Here is a 19,452-nt window from a genome sequence, read left to right as displayed (position 1 = left end):
CGCCCCGCACCGCGCCTCCCGGGATCACGCAAGAACCGACCATCGGAAGCCGCATGACCACAGCTCTCTCCCTCACCAGGCGCGTCCTGCAGGCGCTCGCGGTGATCCTCATCGTCACGATCGTCGTGTTCTGCCTGCTGCACGCACTGCCCGGCGGCCCCGCCCGCGGCGTGCTCGGCGTCTCCGCGACCCCCGCGCAGATCGCCCAGTTCAACCAGGCCCAGGGGCTCGACCAGGCGCTGCCCGTGCAGTACCTGCGGTTCCTCGGGCGGCTGGTCACCGGCGACCTCGGAACCTCGTACACGCTCAACGAGCCGGTCTCGCAGCTCATCGCCGAGCGCCTGCCGAAGACCCTCGTGCTCACCGGCATCTCCGCGGTGCTCGGCCTCGTCATCGCGATCCCGGTCGGCATGCTGCAGGCGGCCCGCCGCAACGGCCCGGTCGACTACGCCGCGACCGCCCTGGCGTTCGTCTTCTACTCGACGCCGGCGTTCTTCCTCGGCCTCGTGCTCATCATCGTCTTCAGCCAGCAGCTGCCGTGGCTGCCGTCGCAGGCCCCGAGCGGCACCACCCTGGCCGAGGTGTTCCAGGACCCGGCCGGGCTCGTCCTGCCCGTGGTGACCGGCGCGCTCGCGATGATCGCGGTGTTCAGTCGCTACATGCGGTCGGCGACGCTCGAGAACCTGCAGGAGGACTACGTGCGCACCGCGCGGGCCGGCGGCGCCTCGACCGCGACGATCCTGCGGCGGCACGTGTTCCGGAACTCGCTGACGCCGGTCGTCGCGATGCTCGGCTACTACCTGCCGGTGCTGTTCGGCGGCGCGCTCGTCACCGAGCAGCTCTTCAACTACCCCGGCATGGGGTTGCTGTTCTGGAACGCCGCGCAGTCGTCGGACTACCCGACCCTGCTCGGCTGCGTGCTCGTCATCTCCGTCGCGACCGTCATCGGCACCCTGCTCGCCGACGTCGTGCAGTCGTTGATCGATCCCCGAGTGAAGGCAGACCGCGCATGAGCGCCGCGACACGCATCGATACTGCGTCCACCAACGACGTGATGGGAGCCCGCGCATGAGCGCCGTGTCACGCATCGACACCGCGTCCACCAACGACGTGATGGGAGCCCGCGCATGAGCGCCATCCAGATGGCCCCCGACGCCCCGGGCGCCCCCGTCACCGTCGCGGCCACCGGGTTCCGGCTCGCCGCCCGTCGGTTCCGCGGCAACACCCTCGCCGTGATCGGGCTCGCCGTCATCGTCGTCATCGTGCTGTTCTGCTTCGTCGGCCCGTTCGTGTACCCGACCGACCAGACCCACACGCTGCTCGAGCAGGCCGACCAGGGCCCGAGCGCCGCGCACTTGCTCGGCACCGACGCCGTCGGCCACGACGTCCTCGGCCGCCTCATGTACGGCGGCAAGGTGTCGCTGATGGTCGGCATCGCCGCCGGGGTGTTGGCCACGGTGATCGGCACGCTCTGGGGCTCCGTCGCCGGGTACGTCGGCGGCTGGGTCGACGCCCTGATGATGCGCGTCGTCGACGCTGGCATCGCGATCCCGGCGCTGTTCATCCTGCTCGTCATCTCGGCGATCGCGAACCCGGGGGTCGGCGGCCTCATCGTCATCCTCGGCCTGGTGTCGTGGCTCGTGCCGTCCCGTCTCATCCGCGCCGAGACCCTGACGCTGAAGAACCGCGACTACGTGCTCACCCTCCGCGCGATCGGCGGTTCGCACGCCCGCGCCATCGGCAAGCACCTGCTGCCGAACTCGGTGTCGACCATCGTCGTCGCCGCCACGTTCCAGGTGGCCGACGCGATCCTGCTCGTCGCCTACGTCTCGTACCTCGGGCTCGGCGTGCAGCCGCCCGCGACGGACTGGGGCGGCATGCTCTCGGCGGGGCTCACCGCCGCCTACTCCGGACACTGGTGGCTCATCGTGCCGCCGGGTCTGGCCGTGATCCTGGTCGTCTGCGCGTTCAACGCCGTGGGCGACGGACTCCGGGACGCCTTCGACGTGAGGGGCCGCTGATGACCACCGAACCGATCCTGCGGACGACCGACCTCGGCGTCACCTTCCGCACCGAGTCCGGCACCGTCGACGCCGTGCGGGGCGTGTCCCTGCAGGTGGCCCCGGGCGAGACGCTCGCCCTGGTGGGCGAGTCCGGCTCCGGCAAGTCCACCGTCGCGCTCGCCGCGATGGGCCTGCTCTCCGGCAACGCGACCGCCACCGGCAGCGTCGAGGTCGCCGGCCGGCAGGTCGTCGGCACGGCCGAACCGGTACTGCGCGCGCTGCGCGGGTCGACGGTGTCGATGGTGTTCCAGGAACCCGCGACGGCCCTCGACCCGCTCACCCGCATCGGCGCGCAGATCGCCGAGGTCATCCGGAACCACCGCACGGTGACCGCCGCCCAGGCCGCGGCCGAGGCCGTCGACCTGCTCCGCCGGGTCGGCATCCCCGACCCGGCGCAGCGCGCGCGGGCGTTCCCCTTCCAGCTGTCCGGCGGACAGCGGCAGCGGGTCGTCATCGCGATGGCGATCGCGAACGGGCCGGAGCTGCTCATCGCGGACGAGCCGACGACCGCCCTCGACGTGACCGTGCAGGCCGAGATCCTCGAGCTGCTCCGGAAGCTCGCCGTCGACACCGGCACGGGCGTCCTGCTCGTCACCCACAACATGGGCGTGGTCGCGGACTTCGCGGACCGGGTCGCGGTCATGCTGCAGGGCGAGATCGTCGAGACGGGCGGCGTCGAGGACGTCCTGCTCCGTCCCGAGCACGACTACACCAAGCGTCTCCTCGCCGCGGTGCCGCGGCTCGACGTGGCCGGGGACCGTCCGCCGGCTCCCGTCACCGACGCGCCGACCGGGACGGACGGGAGGCCCGGCGCGGCCCCGGTGGTCGACCTGCGGGACGTCTCGGTGACGTTCGGGCGCGGGGCGCGCGCCGTCCACGCGCTCGCCGGCATCGACATCGCGGTTCACGCCGGTGAGACCGTCGGCCTGGTCGGCGAGTCCGGGTCCGGCAAGTCGACCGCTGCCCGGGTGGCGCTCGGGCTCGTCAAGCCGACGTCCGGCGCGGTGTCGCTCTTCGGGCAGGACCTGCGGACCGCGAAGGGCCGCGACCGCCGCGCACTGCGGTCCGGCATCGGTGTCGTGCTGCAGGACCCGGTGGCGTCCCTCGACGCCCGGATGTCCGTGGCCGAGTGCATCGCGGAGCCCCTCGCCGTGCACCGTCGCGGGACGTCGTCGGCCGACCGTCGGCGTCGTGTCGACGAGGTGCTCGACGCGGTGCGGCTGCCCCGCTCGCTGGCCGCACGCGCGCCCCGGGAGCTCTCCGGCGGACAACGCCAGCGGGTGTCGCTCGCTCGGGCCCTCGTGCTCGAGCCGCGGCTGCTCGTCGCCGACGAACCGACCTCGGCGCTCGACGTCAGCGTGCAGGAGACCGTGCTCGAGGTCCTGCGCGAACTGCAGGACGACCTCGGCTTCGCCTGCCTGTTCGTCTCGCACGACCTGGCCGTCGTGCAGCACCACGCCGAGCGCGTCGTCGTGATGCGCCAGGGCGTCGTCGAGGAGCAGGGCCCGACCAGCACGACGCTGCTGCACCCGACGACCGACTACACCCGGCGGCTGCTCGCCGCGGTGCCCGTGCCGGACCCGGTCCGGCAACGGCAGCGCCGCGCCGAGCGCCTGGCGACCCTCGCGGCGGTGGACGCGTGAGCGACCTGCTCGCCGGTGTCGACGTCGGCGGCACGAACACGAAGGTCGTCCTCACGACGACGGACCTGCGGGTGGTCGACCGCGTCGACCTGCCGACACCCGCCCACGCGGGTGGGGCGGCGATCGTGACGGCCGCGCTCGCGGCGGTGACGGACCTGCTCGACCGGCACCGGGCCTCCTTGGCGGGGGTCGGGGTGGGCGCGGCCGGCGTCGTCGACCAGGCCACCGGCACCGTGCTCGTGACGGGCGATTCGTTCACCGGCTGGGCGGGGTACGGCGTGACCGACGCGGTGACCGCGGCCCTCGGCGTCCCGGCGACCCTGGACAACGACGTCAACGCGTTCCTGCTCGGCGAGGTCGCGACCGGCGCCGGGACGGGGGCGCGCGACGTGCTCGGGATGACCCTCGGTACCGGCGTCGGCGGGGCCCTCGTGCTCGGCGGTCGACTGTTCGCGGGCCCGCACGGCGCCGCCGGCGAGATCGGACACGTGCCCGGGTTCGGCGACGCCCGCTGCACCTGCGGGCAGGTCGGCCACCTCGAGACCATCGCGGGTGCCCGGGGCATCGCGGACCGCTACGCCGAACGCTCCGGCCGACGGGTCTCGGCCCGCGAGGTCGCCGCAGCCGCCCGGCTCGGCGACCCGGACGCCGCGGCGATCTTCGTCACCGCCGGACGGGGACTCGCCCGCGCGGCGCTGCTCACCGCGGGGATCCTCGACGTCACCACCGTCGTGATCGGCGGGGGCATCGCCCGCTCGTGGGACCTGCTCGAACCCGCGATCACCGCCGCGATCGCCGCCGAACCGCCGGTTAGCGGCGCGACGATCCGGCTCGCGCAGTCGACGCTCGGGTCGGACGCCGTCGCGCTCGGTGCCGCGGCGCAGGTGCGGGCACTGGTGCTCGCGGCCGACCCCGTCGAGGGCGCCCGGTGGTGACCCGGCTCAGTCGACCCAGACGACGGTGCCGCTGAGGTCGTGCAGCGCGGCGGCGACGCCCGCCCGGAGCGCCCGACCGGCGCGGTCGTCGGTGAAGGTCGCCGGGTCGTAGTGGCTCGAGGGGCCGAGGCCCTCACCGCGGAAGCCCCCGCCGGTCCAGTCCGCGGCCGTCACGTTCGACGTGGGCTCGGCGATCTCCGCTCCGAGCACCAGGAACGGCTGGTGCAGCGCCGTCGGTGAGACGGCCGCGACGGGGTCGACCATGTCGTTCCCGACGCTGACGACGAGGTCGGCGCCCTCGTGCACCGCGCGGGACACGGCGGCGATGCGGTCGTCCGGCGTGGCCGCCTCGACCTCGGTCACGGTGACGTCCTCCGCGACCGCCCACGAGTCGACCGCGTCGACGAGCGTCCGCGCCGCCGCGCTGTCGCGGGTGTCGCCGCGGTCGGACAGCAGCACCACCCGGTAGTCGGCGGGCGGGTGCACGGCCGACCAGGACCCGGGTGCCGGGGTGATGGTCGCCTCGGGAGCCGGCGGGTGGTCCGGGTCGGAGAACCCCGTGCCGAGGGTGCCGGCGGTGGCCCGCGGCGCCGGGCCGGCGTCGGTGCCGTCGTGCGACGCGGTCGCGCAGCCGGCGAGCAGGGCGGCGACCGTGCCGGCGATCGCGACGGCGGTCAGGGTGCCCGTCGTCCGGGCTGCGGGGCGGGTCACGGGGATCTCCTGGTGCGGGTGGGACGCCGGCGGTGGGGCACGGGGCCGGGGCGGACGCGACCATGCTGACACGGCAGGGGTGCCCGACGGGCCGGGCGGGGCACCTGTCCGGGTGCCGTCCCGCTCCTGGTCACCGGCTGTTCACCTGCCGGTCGTGCGCGCGCCGCATCGTCTGCCCGGTGACCCGTACCCCCACCTCGCTCCTCCGTGCCCCGCTCCTCCCGGCCCTGCCCGCCCGGATCGTGGCCGCCGTCGTGCTCTTCGCGGCCGTCGTGTTCGGCGTGCTGGCGTCCGCCGGCCCGGCCGGTGCGCACGGCTTCAGCTCGGTCGTGTACGCCCACGTGACCTCGTCCGGGCCCGAGGTCGTGCACGCCGAGCTCGGCCTGGAGTACGACCTGATGCTCGTGTCCGTCGCGACGAGCGAGCACGACGACCCCTTCCACACGCAGGGGCAGCAGGCCTGGGACGACGGGGACTTCCCCGCGATGGTGTCCGCCGCCGAGGAGCACGCCGACGCCCTCGGGTCGTACGTGTTCGACCGCTTCTCGGTGACGTCCGGCGGTCGGCCCTGCACCGGCGAGCTCGACCCGACGATCACCGTCGACATGCAGGACGAGGTGCCGTACGCCGAGGTCGCCGCCGACTTCACCTGCCCCGCGGCGGGACACACCGAGTCCGGGCACGTCGTCACCTCGACGCTGTTCCCCGACGACGAGTCCTTCGTGCGGGACACGAAGACCATCGTCACCTACGACGTCGACGCGAAGCAGGGGTCGGCGACGCTCGACGCGTCGCAGCCGTCGTTCTCGACCGAGCAGTCGGCGGGGGAGCGCTTCTGGGAGTTCTTCCGCCTCGGCGCCGAGCACCTGCTGTCCGGGATCGACCACATCCTGTTCCTCGTCGCGCTCATCGCCGGCTCCCGGCGCCTGCGCGAGGTCGTGTTCACCGCGTCGGCGTTCACCATCGCGCACTCGATCACGTTCATCCTGGCCGCGCTCGGCGTGGTGAGCCCGCCGGCGATCGTCGTCGAGCCGCTCATCGCGCTGTCCATCGCGGCGGTCGCCGGCTGGTACCTGTGGCGGCTCTGGCGACGCCGGTCGCGCGCCGACGAACTCGTCGTCGGCGAGCACGGGCACTTCTCGCTCGACCGCGCCGGCTGGACGCGGCTGGCCGTGGTGTTCGGCTTCGGGCTCATCCACGGGCTCGGGTTCGCCGGTGCCCTCGGCATCCACGAGGCGTTCTCGTGGCAGCTGCTCGTGTCACTGCTCGTGTTCAACATCGGCATCGAGGCGGTGCAGCTCGCGATCATCGTCATCGTGTTCCCGCCGCTGTCGCTGCTGCGCCGGAAGGCCCACCGCGTCTCGCTCTGGGTGACCGGGGCCGTCACCGCCGGGGTGTTCGTGATGGGGATGATCTGGTTCGTCGAGCGGCTCGCTGCCGGCTGACCCCCGCGGTGCTGCGGTGACGCGAGCCGATCCGGGGCGAATCGACACTCAGCGTTCACCAAGGCGTTCAGCAGGCCATGCAGAGTCGCGTGTGCTGCACCATCCCCACGTTTCGAGAAACGGACCACCATGAGTCTCCTGTCCGGCGCCCCTTCGCGGCGCAGAACCACCACGCTCCGCATCGGCGGAGCGGTCATCGGGGCCGCGCTCATCGCGGGCGCCTCGGTGATCGGCACCGGGGCCGCCTCGGCGGCGCCGACCTCGCCCACCTCGAACATCTCGACGGGCGGCCCCATCCACATCCTGCTCGGCGTCGGCGCGACCGAGAGCCAGCGCATCGCGTCGTGGTACTTCCCCACGAACGTCGCGCAGTCGCTCGAGATCCAGAAGACCGCCGACATGACCGGCGGCGTCTTCACCGACGCGAAGCAGACCATCGCCGCGTCGAAGGCCGCGAACACCGCGGTCGACACGAGCACCACCGACTCGAACACGAAGAACCTGCCCGGCATCGCCGCCGAGTCCGGCTACATCAACGCGCACGCGACGATCTCGGACCTCGAGCCGAACACCTCGTACACGTACCACGTGGGTGCCGCCGACGGTTCGGCGTGGTCGGCGTCGTACACGTTCACCACGAAGAGCTTCTCCGGGGACTTCGACTTCCTGTTCTTCGGTGACCCGCAGATCGGTTCGTCGGGCTACGTCGACGACGACGGCGCGGGCTGGGCGAACACGCTCGACTACGCCACGAGCACCGAGCCGGACGCCGAGCTCCTGGTCTCCGGCGGCGACCAGATCGAGCACGCGAACAACGAGTACGAGTGGGGCGCCTTCGCGGACAGCAGCGACGTCCTGAAGCGCTACCCGTGGGCCTCGACCATCGGCAACCACGACGTCGGCGGCAAGGCCTACGAGCAGCACAACCAGGTGCCGAACTCGCTCAAGGTCCCCGACTTCTACCCCGGTGGCAACTCGACCGCGAACTCCGGCGGCGACTACTGGTACATGTACAAGGGCGTCCTGTTCATCGACATCAACTCGAACGCCTACCCCGGCGGCTCGGACGCAGCGCACGTGAACTACGTCCGCGACGTCATCGAGCGCCACGGCGAGGACGCCAAGTGGACCGCGCTGGTCTACCACCACTCGATCTACTCGCCGGCCGACCACGCGAACGACAAGGACAACCAGCAGCGCCGGTTCGACTTCACCCGCGCGTTCTCGGACATGGGTGTCGACATCGTCCTGCAGGGCCACGACCACTCGTACTCGCGCAGCTACGCGATCAAGAACGGCAAGAAGGCCAACAAGAACGAGCAGCCCGCCGCTCCTGACGTCTTCTCCGGCCCCGGTGGCGTGATCTACATCACGGCGAACTCGGCCTCCGGCTCGAAGTACTACGACCTCACCACCCCGGACGCCACCCAGGGCGGTTACGGCGCCGACCCGCTCGACCCGACCGGCAAGCGCCACTTCGCCAACTCGGTCGAGAACCAGGAGCACGTCCGCACGTTCGTCAAGGTGTCCGTCACCGACGAGAAGCTGAACGTCGAGAACATCCGCGCCGGTGACTGCAGCACGCTGAACTCCGCCGTCGTGCACGGCAACGTGCCGGACTGCGGCGTCACGCTCCAGCCGACCGCCTCGGCCGACCCGGCGCCCATCGGCTCCACGGTCGACGCGTTCAACCTGCACGCCGAGCTCCCGGCGACCGCCACCACCCTCGCCGTCTCGGCAGCCGAGCAGACCTTCCGCACGGCGAAGCCGGCCACGGTCACCGCGACGGTCTCCGGCGGCATCGGCACCCAGCAGGGCACGGTGACGTTCTCGGACGGCAGCAAGGTCCTCGGCACCGCCGAACTGCAGGGCGGGAAGGCCAGCCTGGTCCTGCCGAGCACGCTCGCGATCGGCGGGCACGCGATCACGGCATCGTTCGTCAACGCCGACTCGACCTTCTCGGGCACCGACTCGAAGACGGCGAAGGCCACCTCGGTCACCGTCACGAAGGCCCCGTCGCGCACCGCGATCAAGTACAGCGGCACGAAGGCGACCGTCCAGGTGAAGGCGACCGGCTTCACGGTCGACGGCACCGCCCGGATCTACCAGGGCACGAAGCGCCTGGCGACCGTCACCGTGGAGAACGGCAAGGTCACCACGACGATGCCGCTGCAGAAGGGCACGCACAAGCTGCACGCCGTCTTCGCCGGCACGAGCGAGCTCACCGAGAGCTCCAGCCCGGTCGTCGCGGTGGTCGTCAAGTAACCACCACGCACCAGCGAGGGCCCCGCGACTCCGGTCGCGGGGCCCTCGTGCGTGTCACGGTCGGGCCCAGGCTCCGATCGTGACGAGCCACCCCACCAGCGGAGCGGCCACGAGCACGATGCCGACCACGACGAGCAGGACGCGGAACGCCGGAGCGTACGCGCCGCAGACGGCGACCACGATGACAGCCACCGGTGTGCCGACGGCGGCGACGACGAGCAGGGTCAGGAACGTCGTCATGTCCGGGGCGAACCAGACGAACAGGTCGACCGCCGCGACGAGCAGGCCCACCACGGTCCCCACCATCGCCACGGCGAACTCGCGGTCCCCCCGCGGCCGTCCGGTCTCGGCGGCGTCGCCCGCTCCCGCCGTCGTGTCGATCGCTGCTGCACGTTCCCCGTCGTTCCCCATGCCGGCGAGTGTGCCACACCGACCACGCCCTACAGTGGTGCGCGTGGAGGGACGGGGGAGCGGCGCCGTCCCGCACGCCACCGGGGCCCTGCGCCGCGTGTTCGGCAGCGCGTGGTTCATCGGGCTCCTCGCGACGCTCGCGACCGCCGTCGGCAGCGGCGTCCCCTCGTACTGGAACGACGAGGCCGCGACGCTCCGGCTCGCCCGCCTGCCGGTCGCCGACATGCTGGCCTTCGTGCAGGAGAAGGACGCCGTGCACGTCGTGTACGCGTTGCTCGTGCACGGTTGGATCGCCGTCTTCGGCGAGTCCGAGGTGGCCGTCCGGGCGCCCTCGGCGATCGCGGTCGGGGTCGCCACCGCCGGGGTCGTCGTGCTCGTGCGGGAGCTCGGGCAGCCGCGGGCAGCGGTCGTCGCCGCGGTCGTCTTCGTCGTGCTGCCGCGGACGTCGTTCAACGGCACCGAGGCCCGCTCGTACGCCCTGACCACCGCGCTCGTCACCTGGGCGGCGGTGTGGGCGCTCCGTGCCGGACGCAACCGCGGCGCCGGGCGCTGGACCGTGTTCGCGGTGCTGACCGGGCTCGCGGCGGCCACCTTCGTGTACGCGCTGCTGCTCGTGCCGGCGTTCGTCGCGCTGGCGCTGCTGCACGGGCGCGTCGACCGTCGGCGGCTGGTGGCGCTCGCCGTCGCCGTCGCGGCCGCCGTCGTGATCGCGGCGCCGGTCCTCGTCACCGCGGCGTCGCAGGGTTCGCAGGTCGGGTGGCTCGCGCACCAGCCCGTGAACGCCTGGACCGTCCTGGTCGAACCGTTCGCCGAGCAGGCCTGGTGGCTCGCGGCCCTGCTGACCACGATCGTCGTGGTCGTCGGGGCGCGGCGAGCACGACGGCCGTGGGTCGCACACCGCCGGACCGTCCTGGCGCTGGCGCTCTGGCTGCTGCTGCCCGGAGCGGTGCTCGTCCTCGGCAGCCTGCTCGTGACGCCGGTGTACACACCGCGGTACCTCAGCATGAGCACCCCCGCCGCGGCGGTCGTCGTCGGGCTGGCCGTCGCCGGGGTCCGGCGCACCGTCGCGTGGGTGCTGCTGGCCGCGGTGGTGCTCGCCGCGGCGCCGGCGCTCGTGACGATGCGCACCCCGCTCGGCAAGCCGGCGGGCACCGACCTGCGCGGCATCGCGCGGACGCTGCAGCACGAGGCGCGGCCGGGGGACGGGTTCCTGCTCGCCGACGGCGGCACGGTGTCGCTCCGGCCCCGCGTGGCGCTCGCCGCGTACCCGGACGCCTTCGCCGGGCTCGACGACGTCGCGTACCGCGGGTCCTACCGGACGACGGGCAGCTACTCCGACCGGCTCGTCGGCACCGCGGCGTTGCGCGACCGGCTGCGGTCCGAGCAGCGGGTGTGGCTCGTCGTGCCGGACGCGGGCGACCGGGAGCTGCGGGACGCGCTCCGGGCCACCGGCTTCGCTCCGGCGCACCGCGAACACGTCGCCGGGGCCGAGATCACGCTCTGGACCCGCTGACCGGCGAGCCGGCCGGGTTCACCGGTCGGCGTCGCGCACCAGGGTCTCGAGCACGCTCACGTTCACGGGCCCGAGGATCCGGGCGCTGACCCGCCCGCGTCGGTCGAGCACGATCGTCGACGGGGTGGCGTTCGGCGCGGCCGAGCCCGAGAAGGCCAGCTGCACGGGCGCACCGTCGACGTCGAGCACGGTGTCGTAGGCGACGTCGTGCCGGCGGACGAACGACTCGGCGGTGCCGGCCGAGTCGCGGACGTTCACCCCGAGGAACGCCGCGTGGTCGCGCTGCCGCGTGCTGACGTCGTTGAGGTCGGCCGCCTCGACCCGGCAGGGCACGCAGCCGGCGAACCAGAAGTTGAGCACGAGGGCCTTGCCGCGGAACTGCTCCGCGGTGACGGTGTGCCCCTGCAGGTCGCGGGTGGTGAACACGACCGGGTCGCCGCGGTGCGCCGCCGGGAACTCGCTCACCGCACCGTTGCCGGACACGTAGTTCTTCGTGTCGCCGGCCTTGTACTGGCTGACCAGGCCGTCCGAGTCGGTGCACCCGGCGAGCAGCGCGGCTGCCGCGACGACGGCGAGCACGGCGACCGGACGGATCCTCATGCCGCCATCCTAGGTCGCCCTGCACCCCGCATCGTCGGTCGAAGTGCGGACTGGTGTGCCCCTCGAACGGGGGGCGATGATGCTGTCCAGTTGCACACCGCAACGGGTCAGGTCCCGCTCCACCCCGACAGAGGAGTCGTCATGCAGAAGCCCATCGTCGCCGCGTTCGCGGCGCTCGCCGTCGTCACCGCCGGCGTGCTCACCGCCGCACCCGCATCGGCCCTGCCCGCCAGCACGAAGGTCGTCGGCGGCGAGAAGGCCCCGACCACCTCGTGGGCCGTGCAGCTCGAGGCCTCCGGCGGGTCCATCCCCTCCGGCTACGTCAGCAACTGCACCGGCGAGCAGATCAACGCCTCGTGGATCCTCACGGCCCGGCACTGCATCGACGGCATCGGCGCGATGAACGTCTACCACTCGAACTCCACCACCAACCGGGGCACGGCCGTCGCCGTGGACCGCGTGAGCGCCTCGCCCGCCGGTGACATCGCGCTCGTGCACCTGCGCACCGCGTACGCGCTCTCCACCTACGCACCGCTCGACCTCACCGCCACCGCCAAGTCGAGCGGGACCGGGACCATCCAGGGCTACGGCCTCCGCGCGAACGCGACGCAGTCCGACGGCCTGTACCAGGCGACCGTCTCGCTCACCGGGGCGAGCACCGACGCGTACAGCGGCCGTGCCCAGCACCTCACCGGCGTGACCGGGGCCTCGAACCACGGCGATTCCGGCGGCCCGCTGCTCGTCAACGGCAAGGTCGTCGCGGTCTGCTCGACGGGCGACAGCGCCGACCCCGGCGCGGACACCAAGGCCGGCTCCAACTACGCCCTGCTGTCGCAGGCCTCGTCCTGGATCCGCACCACGGCCGGCGTCTGAACCAGGTGACGGACAGGAGGCGCGGGGCGGGCCCGCACCGCGCCTCCCGTCCGTCACCACGTGCGTTCAGGGCCCTGACTGGTCCACCTGGGGCGGGTCGTCGACGACGCTGGCAGCCCCCGCCTTGTCCAGAGTGCCGGGGAAGTTGAAGCGGGCGAACGTGCCCTTCGGATCGTAGGGACTCGACGGCCGGGTGATGGACGAACCGGCGATGAGGGCGAGCAGCGCATCACGCCGCTCGCCGGTGATGGCGGGTTCCCGGCCCTCGCGGACGAGCAGGGAGACCTTGCGGCCGCGACGCCTGCCGAACCGCAGCGAGAGCATGTCCGGCTCGTTGTTCGTGAACGGGTCGAGCTCCGCCACGTCCACGTCGGAGAACGCGACGGTCCGCCCGCGCATCCGGACCCGCTGGCGCCCGACGTCGATCGCGAAGGGACGCGTCTGCAGCAGCACGACGCCCCACAGCGCCGCGAGGATCAGACCCGTCCCGGCGAAGCAGATCGGCACGGCGATCCACCCCCACGTCTGGAAGGGGGCCTCGCCGCCCCTCGAGAGGAACGCGCTCGCCGCTCCGAAGACCAAGAAGAACGGCATCGCGCGGCGGAAGCGGGCACGGAAGACCCGTCGCTTCGGCTCGTCGTCGAACTCGACCCAGTGCGCCTCCGTCACGCCCTGCACCGTACCCCGGTGCGCCAGGGGATGAGGAGTCCTCGTGGGTACGGTCCGGGTCATGATCGCCCTCGTCGTCGTCGGTGCCGTCCTGCTCGTCTCGATCGTCGTGATCGTCATCGAGGCCCGTGTGATGCGCAAGCCACAGGCCGAGCGGTCCGAGCGGGAGCAGCGGTTCCTGCGCGCCGACCGAGCCGTCGCTCGTGGGTACCAGACGTACGGGCGGACGGTGGCCCCGTGGGTCGCGGTCGGCGGTGCCGTGCTCGGCCTGCTCGTCACCATCCCGTTCTGGCTCGAGGGGCAGGTCGGTCCGGCACTGGGCCTGACGGTGCTCTTCGTCGTCCTCGGTGGCGGCATGCTCCTGTTCTGGGCGACCGTGCTCCGCCACCGAGGGCCCGGCAGCGCCTGGCGCCAGCGCGAGGACGAGCGCACCGCCGAAGCCGACGCCGCCGGCCGCCCGCGCTGGTTCGTCAGCGTGAAGGCCGGGTGGTGGCTGTCCGGTGCGATGACCGCGTTCGGCCTCGTGTTCCTCGTCACGCCGATGGCCACCGGCGGCGAGGTCCCCGTCGCCGGGATCATCGTCACCGCCGTCGGACTCCTGTTCCTCGTGCTCACCGTCGTCCAGCAGCGCGCCGAAGCGCGACGCTGAACACGCGTTCACGAACGACGACGACAGTGGGCGGCATGAGCCAGTACGACAAGCGCGATCCGAACACCCTCTACCCGGCCCCGCCGTACCCGGAGCAGGAGCAGTCGCTCCCCGGAGCCGCCTGGAAGATGGACCCGAAGCCCGACCACGGCGAGGAGAGCTACGTCGGCCTCGGCCGGCTGAAGGGCTACCGCGGCATCGTGACCGGCGCCGACTCCGGCATCGGCCGTGCCGCCGCGATCGCGCTGTCGCGCGAGGGCGCCGACCTGGTGCTGTCCTACCTGCCCGACGAGCAGGAGGACGCCGAGCAGGTCCGCGACCTGCTCGAGTCCGAGGGCCGTCGCGCCGTGCTGTTCCCCGGTGACATCGCCGACGAGCAGTACTGCAAGGACCTCGTGCAGAAGGGCGTCGACGAGCTCGGCGGTCTCGACACGCTCGTCATGGTCGCCGGCCGCATGGACAGCAACGACGACATCCTGACGCTCGACACCTCGATGTTCGACTCCACCTTCAAGACGAACATCTACTCGCTGTTCTGGCTGACCAAGGCCGCCGTGCCGCACCTGGAGCCCGGCTCGACCATCGTCACCACCGGCTCGATCCAGGCGTCGACCCCGTCCGCCGACAAGATCGACTACGCCGTCTCGAAGGGCGCGATCAAGCTCTTCACCGAGGCCGTCGCCCAGCAGCTCGCCCCCAAGGGCATCCGCGTGAACTCGGTCGCCCCCGGCCCCGTGTGGACCCCGCTGCAGCCCGGCTCGGACGACGCCGAGACCGTCGCGCACTTCGGCGAGGGCTCGCCGTTCGGCCGCCCCGGCCAGCCCGCCGAACTCGGCGCCGCCTACGTGCACCTGGTCAGCCCGGAGTCGAGCTACCAGTCCGGCTCCACCATCACGATCGCCGGCGGCACCCCCGCCTTCTGATCCGGTCGGTCGGCCGGGCGCTCGTCCGGCCGACCGTCCGTCGCCGGTTCCTTCGTCCGTTCATCGTCCGTCAGAGGAGATCACGTGTCCGCAGTGACGCACGTCGTGCTGGTCGAGTGGGACAGCGACGACCGCTCGTCCGAGGCCTCGGCGCTCGCCCGCGACCACCTGACGCGCATCGACGGTGTCGACTCGGTGCAGGCCGGGCCCAGCGTGAGCACCGAGGGCAAGGAGGGCGGCTTCCACTGGATGCTCGTCGTCCGCTTCCGGGACCACGCGGCGCTCGACGCCTACCTGCCGCACCCAGAGCACCGGCCGGTCGCGGAGTTCATCGGCGGGGCAAGTGCGCGGGTCGTGGTCTTCGACGTGGAGGATGCGAGCGGCGCCCCGACCCTGTCGTGACCGATCGACCGTCTCCGGACGCTCGTCCTCGCCGGCCCGGCGGTCCGGGCGGAGGAGACGTGCACAGGATCGACGCTCCCGTGCAGCTGCGGGTGCTGCTCTCGATCGTCAACGGGATGTGCTGCGTCGCGATGCTCGTCGTCGCAGCCGTCCCACCGCTCGACGGCCTCCGGGTCGGGATCGGTCTCCTCGCTGCCGTTCCGTGCGGCATCGCCTCGTGGCGGGCTGCACGTCTCCGGGACGAACTGCGCGGACTCGATCTCCAGTGTCGGACTGATCGCGACCCGGAAGGTCCACCGCAGTGCGGTCGCCCGTGTCGAGGCACCTGCGGCGATCGAGCTCCGCTCGGGCGAGGTGATCGTCAACTGGGGCTTCCACGCAGATCGCCTCGTCGACGAGGCGGTGTCCGCGCGGACCTTGCACGTCCTGCGGAAGTGGCTCGAGGACGACGCCGTCAGGAGTGGGGATTCGAGGAGCGTGTCGGGACGGGGGCCGTGACGCGATCACTGCCGCTCGGGTCTCGGTGGAGGTCGCACCGCCGGGTCGCATCCAGTCCTGACGGCTACGTCGTCCGGGCAGTCGCCGTGTCGTCCTCAGCGGCCAGGAGACCGAGGATCGCCAGCGCATCGGCATCCGGGGATCCCGGTGGTGCCGTGTAGAGCACGAGGTACTGGTCGCGGTCGGTCAGCGCCAGACTGTCGCAGTCCACCGTCACCGACCCGACGGTCGGGTGCCGGAACGTCTTCGTGAGGACCGGGGTGACCTGCACGTCGTGCCGGTCCCACAGCCGAGCGAACTCTGCGTTGCCGGTGCGGAGCTCCTCGACGAGGTCGGTGACCTGCGGGTCGTCGGGGTACCGGGTCCGGCTCGTCCGCAGCTGCATCACGACGTGTCGGCAGAACTCGGCGCCGTCCGAGATGCCGTACGGCGGCGGTGCCTCGTCGACCGTGTCCGGCGGGAACGCTCGACGGGCCAGGTTCCGTTCCGCCGGAGCGAGCCGGGAGAAGTCCTCCATGAGCGTCGACGCCAGCGCGTTCCACGCGAGCACCTCGAACGCGGCCGACAGCACGATGGCCGCGGTCTGCGGCAGCCGCTCGACGAGCGCGAGGATGCTCGGCCGGACCGCCCGCTCGACCCTGCCCGTCTGCAGCGAGGCCGTACCGGCCAGGGCGTGCAGGTGGTCCGACTCCGCCGGGGTCAGCAGGAGCGACCCGGCGATGCCCGCCAGGACCTCCGCCGACGGCCGGGGCGCACGGCCCTGCTCGAGTCGGACGTAGTACTCGGTGGAGATGTGGGCGAGCACCGCGACCTCTTCACGGCGCAGGCCCGGCGTGCGGCGGCGGGGTCCGGCTGGCAGACCGACGTCCTCGGGGCGAAGCCGTTCGCGTCGCGAGCGCAGGAAGGCGGCGAGTTCCGGCTTGTCCATGCCACGAGTCTCCACCGCCTGCCGTCGCGCACCCTGGTACCGCTCGTACCTGTATCCGCCGCGAGGTGCGGCCCGACGCTGTCGTCATGACCAACGAAACCGCATCCACCCCCATCGGCCTGCTCTCCGACAAGGTCGTGCTCATCACCGGCGCGAGCCGCGGCATCGGCGCGGCCGCAGCACGGCTCTTCGCCCGGGAAGGCGCCCGGGTCGTCCTCGCCGCCCGCAGTACCGAGGCGCTCGACGCGGTCGTCGCCGACGTCCGCGGCTCCGGCGGCACGGCGGACGCCGTCGCGCTCGACCTGGCCGACCCGGACAGCATCCGCGCCGCCGTGGCCCGGGTCGATGAGCTGCACGGTCGACTCGACGCCGCCTTCAACAACGGCGCCACCATCCAGCAGCCCGGACCGCTCGACACCACCAGCGACGAGGACATCGACACCCAGTTCGCCGTGAACTTCCGTGGACACTGGGTCGCCATGACCGCCGAGGCAGCACTGATGCGTCGCTCCGGAGGCGGGGCGATCGTGAACACGTCGAGCATCGGGAGCCGTCGGGCCAACCCGGCACTGCCCGCGTACGGCGCGATGAAGCGGGCGCTGAACAGCATCACCGAGACGGCGGCCGTCACCTGGGCGCCCGGGCGCATCCGGGTGAACGGCATCACCCCGGGCGGCACGGCGACGGAGATGATCGAGGCGTGGGAGGCGGCGACCCCGGGCGTCACCGAGCAGATCAACGCGTCGGTACCGCTGGGCCGGATGGCCGAACCGGTCGAGGTGGCCGAGGTCGCGGCATGGCTGCTCAGCGACCGCGCTGCGATGGTCACCGGCGCGATCGTCCCCGTCGACGGGGGAGCGGGGGCCTGACGCCGGCGCTCCGCACAACCGAAGTGCAACGGAACCGGACGAGCGCGCGGTTTCGTTGCACTTTGGTTGTGCGCAGCGCAAGCGCACCACGACCGCACGACCGCAGCCGCCCGCCCTCACCCCACCAACGCCTGCGCCCCCACCACCACAGCGAGGGCCAGCCGCTCCGCGTCGGCCGTCCCCGGCTCGGCCGTGTAGGCGAGGATCCGCAGGTCCTCCGGCCCGACGACCAGGGTGTCGCAGTCCAGGGTGATCAGCCCGACGTCCGGGTGGTCGATCACCTTCCGGCGGGCGGTCCCGCCCAGGGCGGTCGCGCCCGAGTCCCACAGGTCGACGAACCGGGGGCTGGCCGCCCGCAGGTCGCGCACGAGCTGCTGCAGCTGTCGGTCGAGCGGGTAGCGGGCCGCGGTCATCCGCAGGCCGGCGACCAGGGTCTCCTCGAACGCGGCCTGCTCGTCGGGTGTGTGCACGGCGCGGCTGCCGGAGCCGACCAGGTGTCTCCAGGTGGTGTTCCGCTCGTGGCCGCGGAGCGCGGCGATCGGTCCCATCAGGGCGTCGTAGGGGGCGTTCGCGACGAGCAGGTTGCCCGCGGCGTCGAGCACCGCGACGGGGGTGTCCGCCAGCCGGTCGAGCAGCCGCTGCACGCTCGGCGGGATCCGCGTCGGCACGACGTCGGCGCCGGGGACGGCGTGGCCGGCCAGGCGGTACAGCAGCTCGCGGTCGGCGTCGGCGACGCGGAGCGCCCGGACGAGCGCCTCGACGACCTGCGCCGACGGCGAGGTTGCGCGGCCCTGCTCGAGCCGGGTCAGGTAGTCGGCGGAGATCCCCGCCAGGCCCGCGAGCTCCTCTCGCCGGAGCCCGGCCGCTCGCCGGCGCGGTCCGACGACGACGCCCGCCGCGGCCGGGGCGACGTGGTCGCGCAGCCGCCGCAGGGTGTGCCCGAAGTCCGTGTCCGCCATGTCCCCAGTCTGCGCGCGCGAGGGGCCGCGAGTCCTGGCCCCGCCAGTCCTACGACAACCGGGCGACTCCCTGCCCGACGGCACGAGGGCGACGCTGGAGCCATGACAACGACACTCATCACCGGGGCCACCCGCGGCCTCGGCAAGGAAACCGCCCGCCAGCTCGTCGATGCCGGGCACACGGTCTGGATCGGCGCCCGCGATGCCGAGCAGGGAGCGGCGGTCGCCGCCGAGATCGGCGCCCGCTCCGTGCAGCTCGACGTCCGCGACGACGACTCGGTCGCCGCGGCCTTCGCCCACGTCGCCGCGAACGGCGGCCTCGACGTGCTCGTGAACAACGCCGGCATCGCCGTTTGGGGGCAGGACGGCCCCCAGGCGCTCGACGTGTTCGACACGAACGCCGTCGGCACGATCCGCGCGACCGAGGCCGCGCTGCCGCTCCTGCGCCGCTCGGCGAACCCGATCGTGGTGAACCTGTCGAGCGCGCTCGGCTCGTTCGAGGCCACCCATGACCCGTCGAAGCCCGCGTTCACCGTGCCGGCGGTCGTCTACGGCGCCTCGAAGGCGGCCGTCTCGATGCTGACGGTGCAGTACGCGAAGATCGCGCCCGAGGTGCACTTCGTCGCGGTCGAGCCCGGGTACACGGCCACCGAGTTCGGTGGCATGCCGAACCCGCACGGTCGCCCCGTCGAGGTGAGCGCAGCCACGATCGCGGCCGCCGCGAGCGCCGGCCCCGAGGGCCCGACCGGCGTGTTCCTGGAGGACGGCCAGCCGCTCGGGTGGTGACGCCGCGACGGACTGGGCCCACGCCGCCGGTTCCGGGACGACGCGCCAACGGCGTACCGGCCGTGCCGGTGGGGGGAGGCGCGGTGCCAGCTGGCACCGCGCCTNNCGCGCCTCCCGTCCGTCGTCCGGTCGCGTCTACAGCAGCTGGCGCGCGTTGGTCGACGCGAGGTCCAGCAGCTCGTCGCCGCGACCCGACAGCACCGTGCGGATGGCGTAGAGCGTGAAGCCCTTCGCCTGCTCGAGCGTGACGGCCGGGGGCATCGAGAGCTCCTGACGGTTCGCGCGGACGGACACGAGCGCGGGGCCGTCG

General features: G+C 72.8%; 19 protein-coding genes and 1 pseudogene. 13 read left to right on the top strand and 7 right to left on the bottom strand.

Annotation, left to right across the window (positions count from 1 at the left end):
* Positions 1-53: 53 nt before the first annotated feature.
* From BIU94_RS09095 to BIU94_RS09080, 4 genes are all read left to right on the top strand, one after another.
* Positions 54-1,013 (top strand): ABC transporter permease, encoded by a 960-nt coding sequence (locus BIU94_RS09095; protein ID WP_071257954.1) that lies wholly within the window; start codon positions 54-56, stop codon positions 1,011-1,013.
* Between the two features lie 114 nt (positions 1,014-1,127).
* Positions 1,128-2,021: an ABC transporter permease gene (locus BIU94_RS09090; protein WP_071257952.1), complete on the top strand. Its 894-nt coding sequence runs from the start codon at positions 1,128-1,130 to the stop codon at positions 2,019-2,021.
* Positions 2,021-3,706 carry an ABC transporter ATP-binding protein gene (locus BIU94_RS09085; RefSeq protein WP_071257950.1) on the top strand — a complete coding sequence of 562 codons (1,686 nt, stop codon included), beginning with the start codon at positions 2,021-2,023 and terminating at the stop codon, positions 3,704-3,706. Before BIU94_RS09090 ends, BIU94_RS09085 begins: the two co-directional genes overlap by 1 nt.
* Entirely contained in the window at positions 3,703-4,641 is a 939-nt protein-coding gene (locus BIU94_RS09080; RefSeq protein WP_175472086.1) for an ROK family protein, read from the top strand. Before BIU94_RS09085 ends, BIU94_RS09080 begins: the two co-directional genes overlap by 4 nt.
* Before the next feature lie 6 nt (positions 4,642-4,647).
* On the opposite strand, the gene BIU94_RS09075 is transcribed toward BIU94_RS09080, so the two are convergent.
* Complete coding sequence (locus BIU94_RS09075) at positions 4,648-5,352, bottom strand: hypothetical protein (RefSeq protein WP_083404719.1); 705 nt, start codon at positions 5,350-5,352, stop codon at positions 4,648-4,650.
* Between the two features lie 179 nt (positions 5,353-5,531).
* Between BIU94_RS09075 and BIU94_RS09070 the strand changes: the two genes are divergently transcribed.
* Positions 5,532-6,797 (top strand): HupE/UreJ family protein, encoded by a 1,266-nt coding sequence (locus tag BIU94_RS09070; protein ID WP_254782964.1) that lies wholly within the window; start codon positions 5,532-5,534, stop codon positions 6,795-6,797.
* 129 nt (positions 6,798-6,926) lie between these two features.
* Positions 6,927-9,062, top strand: coding sequence for an Ig-like domain repeat protein (locus tag BIU94_RS09065; RefSeq protein ID WP_071257947.1), 2,136 nt, complete (start codon positions 6,927-6,929; stop codon positions 9,060-9,062).
* Positions 9,063-9,116: 54 nt separating this feature from the next.
* On the opposite strand, the gene BIU94_RS17820 is transcribed toward BIU94_RS09065, so the two are convergent.
* Entirely contained in the window at positions 9,117-9,473 is a 357-nt protein-coding gene (locus tag BIU94_RS17820) for a hypothetical protein (protein WP_071257944.1), read from the bottom strand.
* Positions 9,474-9,516: 43 nt separating this feature from the next.
* Here BIU94_RS17820 and BIU94_RS09055 point away from each other — a divergent pair, with 43 nt between their 5' ends.
* Entirely contained in the window at positions 9,517-10,986 is a 1,470-nt protein-coding gene (locus tag BIU94_RS09055; protein ID WP_071297683.1) for a glycosyltransferase family 39 protein, read from the top strand.
* Positions 10,987-11,004: 18 nt separating this feature from the next.
* Here BIU94_RS09055 and BIU94_RS09050 read toward each other — a convergent pair whose 3' ends face one another.
* Positions 11,005-11,586, bottom strand: a complete 582-nt coding sequence (locus BIU94_RS09050; protein ID WP_071257932.1) for a TlpA disulfide reductase family protein — start codon at positions 11,584-11,586, stop codon at positions 11,005-11,007.
* Between the two features lie 141 nt (positions 11,587-11,727).
* On the opposite strand from BIU94_RS09050, the gene BIU94_RS09045 reads away from it, so the two are divergent.
* A complete protein-coding gene (locus BIU94_RS09045; protein ID WP_083404716.1) occupies positions 11,728-12,459 on the top strand; it encodes a trypsin-like serine protease in 732 nt (243 codons plus the stop codon).
* 66 nt (positions 12,460-12,525) lie between these two features.
* Here the strand turns inward: BIU94_RS09045 and BIU94_RS09040 are convergent, their stop codons facing one another.
* Positions 12,526-13,128 carry a hypothetical protein gene (locus tag BIU94_RS09040; RefSeq protein ID WP_139196004.1) on the bottom strand — a complete coding sequence of 201 codons (603 nt, stop codon included), beginning with the start codon at positions 13,126-13,128 and terminating at the stop codon, positions 12,526-12,528.
* A gap of 61 nt (positions 13,129-13,189) precedes the next feature.
* On the opposite strand from BIU94_RS09040, the gene BIU94_RS09035 reads away from it, so the two are divergent.
* The 3 genes from BIU94_RS09035 (at position 13,190) to BIU94_RS09025 (ending at position 15,102) form a co-directional block, all read left to right on the top strand.
* Positions 13,190-13,777 carry a hypothetical protein gene (locus BIU94_RS09035; RefSeq protein ID WP_071257926.1) on the top strand — a complete coding sequence of 196 codons (588 nt, stop codon included), beginning with the start codon at positions 13,190-13,192 and terminating at the stop codon, positions 13,775-13,777.
* A gap of 35 nt (positions 13,778-13,812) precedes the next feature.
* A complete protein-coding gene (locus BIU94_RS09030) occupies positions 13,813-14,700 on the top strand; it encodes an SDR family oxidoreductase (RefSeq protein ID WP_071260182.1) in 888 nt (295 codons plus the stop codon).
* Between the two features lie 84 nt (positions 14,701-14,784).
* Positions 14,785-15,102, top strand: a complete 318-nt coding sequence (locus BIU94_RS09025) for a Dabb family protein (RefSeq protein ID WP_083404715.1) — start codon at positions 14,785-14,787, stop codon at positions 15,100-15,102.
* Positions 15,103-15,664: 562 nt separating this feature from the next.
* Here the strand turns inward: BIU94_RS09025 and BIU94_RS09020 are convergent.
* Positions 15,665-16,528 (bottom strand): helix-turn-helix transcriptional regulator, encoded by an 864-nt coding sequence (locus tag BIU94_RS09020; protein ID WP_071257919.1) that lies wholly within the window; start codon positions 16,526-16,528, stop codon positions 15,665-15,667.
* 86 nt (positions 16,529-16,614) lie between these two features.
* Here BIU94_RS09020 and BIU94_RS09015 point away from each other — a divergent pair, with 86 nt between their 5' ends.
* Complete coding sequence (locus BIU94_RS09015; RefSeq protein WP_071257902.1) at positions 16,615-17,397, top strand: SDR family NAD(P)-dependent oxidoreductase; 783 nt, start codon at positions 16,615-16,617, stop codon at positions 17,395-17,397.
* A 116-nt stretch (positions 17,398-17,513) separates the two neighbouring features.
* On the opposite strand, the gene BIU94_RS09010 is transcribed toward BIU94_RS09015, so the two are convergent.
* Positions 17,514-18,356 (bottom strand): helix-turn-helix transcriptional regulator, encoded by an 843-nt coding sequence (locus BIU94_RS09010; RefSeq protein WP_071257900.1) that lies wholly within the window; start codon positions 18,354-18,356, stop codon positions 17,514-17,516.
* Positions 18,357-18,458: 102 nt separating this feature from the next.
* On the opposite strand from BIU94_RS09010, the gene BIU94_RS09005 reads away from it, so the two are divergent.
* The gene (locus BIU94_RS09005; RefSeq protein ID WP_071257898.1) at positions 18,459-19,142 is read left to right on the top strand and encodes an SDR family NAD(P)-dependent oxidoreductase; all 684 of its coding nucleotides are present in this window, start codon (positions 18,459-18,461) and stop codon (positions 19,140-19,142) included.
* A gap of 135 nt (positions 19,143-19,277) precedes the next feature.
* Here the strand turns inward: BIU94_RS09005 and BIU94_RS18100 are convergent.
* A pseudogene (locus BIU94_RS18100) lies at positions 19,278-19,452 on the bottom strand (ubiquinone-dependent pyruvate dehydrogenase); the annotation flags it as partial.

Source organism: Curtobacterium sp. MMLR14_006, from assembly GCF_001864985.1.
In the GTDB taxonomy this organism is placed as follows: Bacteria; Actinomycetota; Actinomycetes; order Actinomycetales; family Microbacteriaceae; genus Curtobacterium.
The sequence above is the reverse complement of the archived record's forward strand: the minus strand, read 5'-3'. Positions and strand labels throughout refer to the sequence as shown.

Bases quoted from the DNA above. Each gene is read 5' to 3' on its own strand.
- BIU94_RS09085 (WP_071257950.1), top strand. From the start codon at position 2,021: ATGACCACCGAACCGATCCTGCGGACGACCGACCTCGGCGTCACCTTC.
- BIU94_RS17820 (WP_071257944.1), bottom strand. From the start codon at position 9,473: ATGGGGAACGACGGGGAACGTGCAGCAGCGATCGACACGACGGCGGGA.
- BIU94_RS09035 (WP_071257926.1), top strand. From the start codon at position 13,190: ATGATCGCCCTCGTCGTCGTCGGTGCCGTCCTGCTCGTCTCGATCGTC.
- BIU94_RS09050 (WP_071257932.1), bottom strand. From the start codon at position 11,586: ATGAGGATCCGTCCGGTCGCCGTGCTCGCCGTCGTCGCGGCAGCCGCG.
- BIU94_RS09020 (WP_071257919.1), bottom strand. From the start codon at position 16,528: ATGGACAAGCCGGAACTCGCCGCCTTCCTGCGCTCGCGACGCGAACGG.
- BIU94_RS09045 (WP_083404716.1), top strand. From the start codon at position 11,728: ATGCAGAAGCCCATCGTCGCCGCGTTCGCGGCGCTCGCCGTCGTCACC.
- BIU94_RS09095 (WP_071257954.1), top strand. From the start codon at position 54: ATGACCACAGCTCTCTCCCTCACCAGGCGCGTCCTGCAGGCGCTCGCG.
- BIU94_RS09065 (WP_071257947.1), top strand. From the start codon at position 6,927: ATGAGTCTCCTGTCCGGCGCCCCTTCGCGGCGCAGAACCACCACGCTC.
- BIU94_RS09010 (WP_071257900.1), bottom strand. From the start codon at position 18,356: ATGGCGGACACGGACTTCGGGCACACCCTGCGGCGGCTGCGCGACCAC.
- BIU94_RS09090 (WP_071257952.1), top strand. From the start codon at position 1,128: ATGAGCGCCATCCAGATGGCCCCCGACGCCCCGGGCGCCCCCGTCACC.
- BIU94_RS09030 (WP_071260182.1), top strand. From the start codon at position 13,813: ATGAGCCAGTACGACAAGCGCGATCCGAACACCCTCTACCCGGCCCCG.
- BIU94_RS09005 (WP_071257898.1), top strand. From the start codon at position 18,459: ATGACAACGACACTCATCACCGGGGCCACCCGCGGCCTCGGCAAGGAA.
- BIU94_RS09015 (WP_071257902.1), top strand. From the start codon at position 16,615: ATGACCAACGAAACCGCATCCACCCCCATCGGCCTGCTCTCCGACAAG.